Raw genomic sequence first — 9,227 nt, 5'->3', positions numbered from 1 at the left:
CGGTGTCGAGCGCATCGGGCGCAACGACCACTTCTTCGAACTGGGCGGCCACTCGCTCTTGGCCGTGCAGATGTCGAGCCGGCTGTCACAGGCAGTTGGGGTCGAACTGTCGCTATCGAGGCTGTTCGCAAGGCCAGTGCTGGCTGACCTGGCGGCAAGCATCGTCGAGCTGTTGAGCCGCTCCGGTCCGCAAGAGCTGCCGTCGATTGCAGTCGTGTCGCGCCATGAGCCGCTTATGCTGTCCTTTGCGCAGCAGCGGCTATGGTTTTTGGCGCAGCTGAACGAAGCCAGCACGAACTATCACATTCCGCTGACCTTGCGACTGCGCGGGCTGCTCGACCGCAGCGCCTGGCGGCGCAGCCTTGACCGTCTGTTTGCGCGTCATGAAGCGCTGCGCAGTGTCTTTGTCGCGACCCAGGGCAAGCCCCGGGTTGAGGTTCTGCCGCCGAATGCGGGACTGCCGATAATTGAGCATGATCTGCGAGAGAGATCGGATGCGGAAGCGGCACTTTTGGATCTGTGCCATGAAGAGGGGCGCACGCCGTTTGATCTTGCACGGGGTCCGCTGATCCGCGGGCATCTGGTGCGGATGTCGGATGAGGAACACGTCTTCCTGCTGACCCAGCATCACATCGTCTCGGACGGCTGGTCGATGGGCGTGCTGCTGCGTGAACTTAGCCAGCTTTACCGGGCGTTCGCGGCTGGGCAGGACGATCCTCTGCCGCCGCTTGCGATACAGTATCCGGATTACGCCGCCTGGCAACGCCAATGGCTGTCGGGGGAACGGCTGCAGAAGCAAGCGCAGTATTGGCGCAACGCCCTGGCAGGCACGGCCCGTCTTGTCTTGCCGACGGACCATGCGCGGCCTGCCCAGCAGTCGTTTGCCGGGGCGATGATCCCGATCGTGATCGATGCGGATCTGACGCGGGAGCTGAAGCGGCTGAGCCTGCAGCATGGCACGACGTTGTTCATGACGGTGCTGGCGGCCTGGGCGGCGGTGCTGTCGCGTCTGTCGGGGCAGGACGATCTTGTGATTGGCGTGCCGAGCGCCAATCGGGGGCACCGCGAGATCGAAGAGCTGATCGGCTTCTTCGTCAACACCCTGGCGCTTCGGCTGGACCTGTCGGGAGAGCCGAGCGTGTCGGAGCTTCTGGAGCGGACGCGGCGCACGGTGCTGGCTGCGCAGGAGCATCAGGACCTGCCGTTCGAGCAGGTGGTGGAGATCGTGCAGCCGCCCCGGGCTCTTGATCACACGCCGTTGATCCAGGTGATGCTGGCCTGGGAGAACAATGCGGTTGGGTCATTGGACCTGCCGGGGCTGAGTGTGGAAGCTGCCGAGGAGAGGATCGATCAGGTCAAGTTCGATCTGGAGCTGAGCCTTGGCGAGCAGGGCGAGGAGATTGCCGGAACGCTGGCCTATGCCACAGCGCTGTTTGATCGGGCGACGATCGAGCGGCAGCGTGGTTATCTGCTGGCCCTGCTGCGGGCGATGGCTGTCGATGCGCAGCAAGAGGTCGGGCGGATTGAGCTGCTGTCGACCGCCGAGCGCACGTATCTTTTGGAGGAGCTGAACCGGACGGCGGTGGCCTATCCGTTGGATGTGTGCATCCACGAGCTGTTCGAGGCACAGGTTCGCCGTGCGCCGGACGCGGTAGCGGTGGTCCATGAGGAGGAGCGGCTAAGCTATCGCGAGCTCAATGCGCGGGCCAACCAGCTGGCGCATCATCTGATCGCCCTCGGCATTAGGCCTGGGGATCGCATTGCCACAGTGCTGGACCGCTCCGCCGCTCTTGTGGTGGCGCAGCTGGCGATTCTGAAGGCGGGCGGAGTGTATGTGCCGATCGATCGCGCCCTTCCACCGGCGCGACAAAAATGGCTGATGGCCGATTCTGCTGCACGCCTGGTGCTTTACGGGCATGATCTGGTTGAAGCGACGATACCTGTTCTGGCTATTGAGCCGCTCATAGCTGAAACGGGATGTAGTTCCGATCCTGGTCGGGCGTTGAGCGCTGAGGCTGCCGCTTACGTTATGTACACCTCCGGCTCAACTGGCCTTCCCAAAGGAGTTGTTGTTCCGCATCGTGCCGTCAACCGGCTCGTGATCAACAATGGATATACGAAGATCGATGCAGGAGATCGTGTGGCATGGGCTGGCAATCCCGCCTTCGACGCAAGCACATTCGAAGTATGGGCACCGCTGCTTAACGGTGGTTGCATTGTTGCCATGCAGGCCGACACCGTCAGGGATGCTTCTAGTTTTGCGCGGGCGCTTGAACAGCACCGAGTGACATCGCTATTTCTAACAACAGCATTATTCAACCAATATGCATCATCGATTGCTCCAACGTTAGCGCAACTTAAGCACCTCCTGTGTGGGGGCGAGCGCAGTGATCTTGCCTCATTTCTGAGATTGCTGAAAGAAAAAGGCCCCGTACGTCTCATTAACTGCTACGGGCCCACCGAGACGACGACCTTCGCGACGTTCTGGAGTTGCCCGTCTGATTTTAATGGGTCGGTGGTCCCGATCGGGCGCCCCATTGCCAACACGCGGGTGTACTTGCTGGATGGCCATGGCGCGCCCGTGCCGTTCGGTGCGGTGGGCGAGCTTTACATTGGCGGGGCGGGGGTGGCGCGGGGCTACCTGAACCGCCCTGAGCTGACAGCCGAGCGGTTCATCGCCAGTCCCTTTATCGAAGGCGATCGGCTGTACCGGACCGGCGACCTCGGACGTTATCTGCCGGACGGCAATTTGGAGTTCTTAGGGCGCAACGACGACCAGGTGAAGATCCGCGGCTACCGCATCGAGCCGGGCGAGATCGTCGCGCGGCTTTGCGAGCACGCTTGGGTGCGCGAGGCGGTGGTGGTGGCGCGCCAGAACGGTGCCGGCGACAAGCATCTTATCGCCTATGTGGTCTGTGCGCCCGAGGCCGGCTCGGACGAGGGCGATGAAGGCGGGCTTGCAGGCGCCTTGCGCGCGCACTTGAGTAGCCGGCTGCCGGACTACATGGTGCCGAGTGCGTTCGTGCGGCTGGCGGCGCTCCCGCTGACGGTGAACGGCAAGCTCGATCGGAACGCACTGCCGCCGCCGGCCGATCAGGCCTATGCGCTGGCGGCCTACCAGTCGCCGCAAGGTGCGGTCGAGACGGCGCTGGCGCGGATCTGGGCCGAGCTCCTCGGTGTCGAGCGCATCGGGCGCAACGACCACTTCTTCGAACTGGGCGGCCACTCGCTCTTGGCCGTGCAGATGTCGAGCCGGCTGTCACAGGCAGTTGGGGTCGAACTGTCGCTATCGAGGCTGTTCGCAAGGCCAGTGCTGGCTGACCTGGCGGCAAGCATCGTCGAGCTGTTGAGCCGCTCCGGTCCGCAAGAGCTGCCGTCGATTGCAGTCGTGTCGCGCCATGAGCCGCTTATGCTGTCCTTTGCGCAGCAGCGGCTATGGTTTTTGGCGCAGCTGAACGAAGCCAGCACGAACTATCACATTCCGCTGACCTTGCGACTGCGCGGGCTGCTCGACCGCAGCGCCTGGCGGCGCAGCCTTGACCGTCTGTTTGCGCGTCATGAAGCGCTGCGCAGTGTCTTTGTCGCGACCCAGGGCAAGCCCCGGGTTGAGGTTCTGCCGCCGAATGCGGGACTGCCGATAATTGAGCATGATCTGCGAGAGAGATCGGATGCGGAAGCGGCACTTTTGGATCTGTGCCATGAAGAGGGGCGCACGCCGTTTGATCTTGCACGGGGTCCGCTGATCCGCGGGCATCTGGTGCGGATGTCGGATGAGGAACACGTCTTCCTGCTGACCCAGCATCACATCGTCTCGGACGGCTGGTCGATGGGCGTGCTGCTGCGTGAACTTAGCCAGCTTTACCGGGCGTTCGCGGCTGGGCAGGACGATCCTCTGCCGCCGCTTGCGATACAGTATCCGGATTACGCCGCCTGGCAACGCCAATGGCTGTCGGGGGAACGGCTGCAGAAGCAAGCGCAGTATTGGCGCAACGCCCTGGCAGGCACGGCCCGTCTTGTCTTGCCGACGGACCATGCGCGGCCTGCCCAGCAGTCGTTTGCCGGGGCGATGATCCCGATCGTGATCGATGCGGATCTGACGCGGGAGCTGAAGCGGCTGAGCCTGCAGCATGGCACGACGTTGTTCATGACGGTGCTGGCGGCCTGGGCGGCGGTGCTGTCGCGTCTGTCGGGGCAGGACGATCTTGTGATTGGCGTGCCGAGCGCCAATCGGGGGCACCGCGAGATCGAAGAGCTGATCGGCTTCTTCGTCAACACCCTGGCGCTTCGGCTGGACCTGTCGGGAGAGCCGAGCGTGTCGGAGCTTCTGGAGCGGACGCGGCGCACGGTGCTGGCTGCGCAGGAGCATCAGGACCTGCCGTTCGAGCAGGTGGTGGAGATCGTGCAGCCGCCCCGGGCTCTTGATCACACGCCGTTGATCCAGGTGATGCTGGCCTGGGAGAACAATGCGGTTGGGTCATTGGACCTGCCGGGGCTGAGTGTGGAAGCTGCCGAGGAGAGGATCGATCAGGTCAAGTTCGATCTGGAGCTGAGCCTTGGCGAGCAGGGCGAGGAGATTGCCGGAACGCTGGCCTATGCCACAGCGCTGTTTGATCGGGCGACGATCGAGCGGCAGCGTGGTTATCTGCTGGCCCTGCTGCGGGCGATGGCTGTCGATGCGCAGCAAGAGGTCGGGCGGATTGAGCTGCTGTCGACCGCCGAGCGCACGTATCTTTTGGAGGAGCTGAACCGGACGGCGGTGGCCTATCCGTTGGATGTGTGCATCCACGAGCTGTTCGAGGCACAGGTTCGCCGTGCGCCGGACGCGGTAGCGGTGGTCCATGAGGAGGAGCGGCTAAGCTATCGCGAGCTCAATGCGCGGGCCAACCAGCTGGCGCATCATCTGATCGCCCTCGGGGTCAAGCCGGACCAGCCGGTTGCGATCTGCATTGAGCGCAGTCCGATGATGGTGGTGGGGCTTTTGGCCATCCTGAAAGCCGGCGGGGCGTATGTGCCGCTGGACCCGGCCTATCCGTCGGCGCGGCTGCGCCAGGTGCTCAACGATGCGGTGCCGCGGCTGCTGCTGGCCGATATGGCAGGCCGTGCCGCCTTGGGCGAGGATGTGCCGGCCGATGTGAGCGTGGTGGAGCTCGATGCTGCGGCGCCGGCATGGGCGAGCCTGCCGGAAGCGGATCCTGACCGGCGCACGCTTAGCCTGACCTCCCGCAATCTCGCCTATGTGATCTACACCTCGGGATCCACCGGCAACCCCAAAGGGGCACAGAATGAGCATCGGGCTATCGTTAATCGCCTGATCTGGATGCAGAACGCCTATGGTCTGAAACCAACAGACGTCGTGTTGCAGAAGACGCCATTTAGCTTCGATGTCTCGGCCTGGGAGTTCTTTTGGACTTTGCTTGAAGGGGCAACGCTGGTACTGGCGCCCCCCGGTGCGCACAGAGATCCCGATGCATTGGTCGAGTTGATCATCAGCCAGCGCATCACGACGGTTCACTTCGTGCCATCCATGCTGGTCAGCTTTTTGGATGCGAAGAGTGTTGACCGCTGCACATCGCTGCGGCGAGTTTTATGCAGCGGCGAGGCGCTCCCTGCCGCCAGTGTGCATAAGGTTCGGCGCCTATTGCCCTGGACCGGCTTGCACAATCTCTACGGTCCGACTGAGGCTGCGATCGACGTTACAGCGTGGAGTTGCCCGGCTGAGTTTGATGAGGCCATTGTCCCGATTGGCCGTCCTATTGCGAACACGAGGATCTATCTGCGGGATGGTCATGGCGCTCTGGTGCCGTTCGGCGCGGCCGGCGAGCTTTACATTGGCGGGACGGGGGTGGCGCGGGGCTACCTGAACCGCCCTGAGCTGACAGCCGAGCGGTTCATCGCCAGTCCCTTTGTCGACGGCGACCGGCTGTACCGGACCGGTGATCTGGCACGCTATCTGCCGGACGGCAATCTGGAGTTCTTAGGGCGCAACGACGACCAGGTGAAGATCCGCGGCTTCCGGATCGAACCGGGCGAGATTGCGGCGCGGCTTTGCGAGCACGCCTGCGTGCGTGAGGCGGTGGTGGTGGCGCGCGAGGATGGTCGCGGCGAGCAGCGGCTCGTTGCGTATGTCGTTGCCGCCGAAGCTGAGGGATCTGATCTCCCCGGCAGTTTGCGGGCGCATGTGAGTGCGGGGCTGCCGGACTATATGGTGCCGAGTGCGTTCGTGCGGCTGTCGGCGCTTCCGGTGACAGTGAACGGCAAGCTCGATCGAAACGCGCTGCCGGCCCCGGGCGACGAGGCGTATGCGCGCCGGACCTACGCGCCGCCACAGGGCGAGATGGAGACGGTACTGGCGCAGATCTGGGCCGAGCTACTCGGGCTGGACCGGGTCGGACGGCACGACAACTTCTTCGAACTGGGAGGGCACTCGCTCTTGGCGGTGCAGATGCTGGAGCATCTGCGGCGGCGGTCACTGCACATTGAGGTGCGCACCTTGTTCGTCAAACCGGTGCTCGCGGATCTGGCCGCAAGCCTCGGCCACCATCAGGAGCTGGCGGTCCCGGCCAACCTGATCACCGAGCGGAGTGCGGCGATCACACCGGAGATGTTGCCGCTGATCGAGCTGGCACAGGACGAGATCGACCGGATCATCGCCACGGTACCCGGCGGGGTTCGCAACATCCAGGACATTTACGGCCTGTCGCCGCTGCAGGAGGGCATCCTGTTCCATCATTTGCTAGCGGCAAAGGGCGATCCATACCTACTGGTGTCGCAGATGGCGTTTGCCGAGCGGGGGCTGCTCGATCGCTATCTTGCCGCGGTCCAGCGGGTGGTGGATCGGAATGACATCCTGCGTACCTCGTTTGTCTGGGAGGGGTTGTCGCAGCCGGCCCAGGTGGTGTGGCGGAAGGCGCAACTGGAGGTGACCCAGCTCGAGCTGGATGGCGCTCATGGTGCTGGCGCCGAGCAGCTGAAGGAGCGGTTTGATCCGCGCCGGCACCGCATCGAGCTTGGCCGGGCGCCACTGCTGCGGTTTGTGATTGCGCGCGAGCCCGGCAGCGCGCGCTGGCTGCTGCTGGAGCTTCAGCATCATCTGATCGGGGATCACACGACGCGAGACGTGATGCATGCTGAGGTCCGGGCCGAGCTGGAGGGGCGGGGGCATGAGCTGACGGCGCCGCAGCCGTTCCGCAATCTGGTGGCGCAGGCGCATCTCGGCGGTGATGCCACGGCGGATGAAGCGTTCTTCAGGGAGCTGCTGGCCGACATCCACGAGCCGACCACGCCCTTCGACTTGAGCGAGGTGCGCGGCGACGGCAGCGGGGTTCGTGAGGCGCATCGGATGCTGCCGCCAGCGCTCCACGCGCGCCTCGGGCAACAGGCGCGGCGGCTGGGCGTCAGTCTGGCGAGCCTGTGCCATCTGGCGTGGGGACAGGTGGTCGCGCGCAGCAGCGGCCGCGAGCAGGTGGTGTTCGGCACGGTGCTGTTAGGCCGCTTGCAGGGCAGCGCCGGCGCCGACCGCGCCATGGGGCTGTTCATCAACACCCTGCCGCTGCGGCTCGATCTTGATGAGACCCCCGTCGAGGCGAGCGTGCGGACGACGCACGCCCGGCTGGCCGAGCTGCTGGCACATGAGCATGCCTCGCTGGCGCTGGCGCAGCGCTGCAGCGCTGTTGCGGCGTCGGCGCCGCTGTTCAGCACGGTGTTGAACTATCGTCACAACACGGCTCCGGCTGTCCCCGGCTCCGGGACGGATGATGTCTTGTCGGGTATGGAATGGCTGGCCGAGGAGGAACGCACCAACTATCCGCTGACCCTGTCGGTGGAGGATTTCGGCGAGGCGCTGGGCCTGACTGTGCAGGTGACGGAGCCTATCTCTGCGGATCGGATCTGCGGCTACATGCAGCGGACGCTAGAGCAGCTGGCAGAGGCGCTGGAGAATGCCCCGGATACGCCGGTACGCGAGCTGGACATCTTGCCGGCTGAGGAGCGCACCTATCTGCTGGAGGATCTGAACCGGACGGAGGAGGCCTATCCATCGGAGCAGTGCGTCCATGAACTGTTCGAGGCGCAAGTGCAGAAGGCGCCGGAGGCGGTGGCGCTGGTCTGCGAAGACGAGCGGCTAAGCTATGGCGAGCTCAACGCGCGGGCCAACCGGCTGGCGCACCACCTGATCGCGCTCGGGGTCAAGCCAGACCAGCCGGTGGCGCTCTGCCTTGAACGCAGCCCGGCGATGGTGGTTGGTGTCTTAGCAATCCTCAAGGCGGGCGCTGCCTATCTGCCGCTGGACCCAGCCTATCCCAGCGAGCGGCTGCGGCAGGTTGTCGAGGATGCCGCGCCGCGGCTGCTGCTTTGCGACCACGCCGGTCGCGCAGCACTCGGCCCCGAGGTGCTGACCGATGTGACGGTCTTCGATCTGGAGACCTCTACGCCGGCCTGGGCCGAACGGCCGGCTTCGGACCCTGACCGCCGCACGCTTGGCCTCACATCAGACCATCTCGCTTATGTGATCTACACCTCAGGCTCAACCGGAACCCCGAAGGGGGTCATGGTGCAGCATCGGGGGTTGGTCAATCTGCTGTCGGCTCAGGTCGGCCTTTTTGGCTCTTCTTCCAACAGCCGAATCGTGCAGTTCGCCTCCGTTGCTTTTGATGCAAGCGCTTGGGAGCTTCTTATGGCGTTTGGCTCCGGAGCCGCTTTGTACTTGCCTGCGGAAGATATCCGTCTAGCGAGTGACAAATTATCGGATTATCTGCGAAGCGAAGGCATCACCCACGCGACATTACCCCCAGCGTTGCTTGAAGCAAGCAAGGATCTGGAACGTTTGGCTTCCCAGGTTCTCATTCTTGCTGGAGAGCTGCCGAAGCCTCAACTCATCCGAAGTCTTGCCCCAGCATCAATTGTCAACGCTTATGGCCCCACCGAGGCAACAGTCTGCGCGACGTTCTGGAGTTGCCCGGCTGATTTTAATGGGTCGGTGGTCCCGATCGGGCGCCCCATTGCCAACACGCGGGTGTACTTGCTGGATGGCCATGGCGGGCCCGTGCCATTCGGTGCGGTGGGCGAGCTTTACATTGGCGGGGCGGGGGTGGCGCGGGGCTATCTGAACCGCCCTGAGCTGACAGCCGAGCGGTTCATCGCCAGTCCCTTTGTCGAAGGCGATCGGCTGTACCGGACCGGCGACCTCGGACGTTATCTGCCGGACGGCAATCTGGAGTTCTTAGGGCGCA

At 64.1% G+C, this 9,227-nt stretch carries 1 protein-coding gene; it reads left to right on the top strand.

Annotated features, from left to right (window positions below; translation table 11 throughout):
- The coding region (locus tag A5906_RS12585; protein WP_080135505.1) for a non-ribosomal peptide synthetase at nt 1-9,227 on the top strand (9,227 nt) is incomplete at both ends.

The sequence above is a fragment of the Bradyrhizobium sacchari genome (genome assembly GCF_002068095.1).
Lineage (GTDB): Bacteria > Pseudomonadota > Alphaproteobacteria > Rhizobiales > Xanthobacteraceae > Bradyrhizobium > Bradyrhizobium sacchari.
The sequence above is the reverse complement of the archived record's forward strand: the minus strand, read 5'-3'. Positions and strand labels throughout refer to the sequence as shown.